The organism is Flavobacterium chungangensis (genome assembly GCF_042654045.1).
GTDB classification, from domain to species: domain Bacteria; phylum Bacteroidota; class Bacteroidia; order Flavobacteriales; family Flavobacteriaceae; genus Flavobacterium; species Flavobacterium chungangensis.
In genome coordinates, this window is the sequence record NZ_JBHSFY010000039.1 from 1 (window position 1) to 580 (window position 580).

1 protein-coding gene is annotated in these 580 nt (G+C 72.4%); it reads left to right on the plus strand.

What is annotated here, in order from left to right; genetic code table 11:
- The coding region (locus ACFO3N_RS24945) for a response regulator transcription factor (protein ID WP_379801518.1) at window positions 1–580 on the plus strand (580 nt) is incomplete at both ends.

The window sequence follows — 580 nt, forward strand, 5'->3', positions numbered from 1 at the left end:
CGGGCTTTCCCGTGACGGCAGCGGCCTCGGGCGCCGATGCGTTACAGCGCCTGGCCACGGCACACTATCAGGCCATGGTGCTGGACCTGATGCTGCCCGACATGGACGGGCTCGACGTCGCACGCGCGATCCGCAACCAGGGCCTCACGACCCCCGTCCTCGTGCTCACCGCGCGCGCCGACGAGGTCGACCTCGTCGTCGGGCTCGACGCGGGGGCCGACGACTACGTCACCAAGCCCTTCCGGCTCGCGGAGCTGCTCGCCCGCGTGCGGGCACTCCTCCGTCGCAGCGTGGGCGACCCCGCGGACGAGGACGAGCTGCACGCGCAGAACGTGCGCGTCGACGTCGCGGCGCACCGCGCGTTCCAGGGCGAGCGCGAGCTGCACCTGACGGCCAAGGAGTTCGACCTGCTGCGCGTGCTCGTCGCCGCCGGCGTGCTGTCGTACGGGGTCCACGACCTCCAGGAGGCCGGCATCCTGCCCGGCCTGCAGCCGCTCATCGACGTCACGGCGACGTACCCGGACCGCACGAGCGTCATCCCGTACTCGCTCATGGCCGCGGCCGTGCTCTACAACCGCAC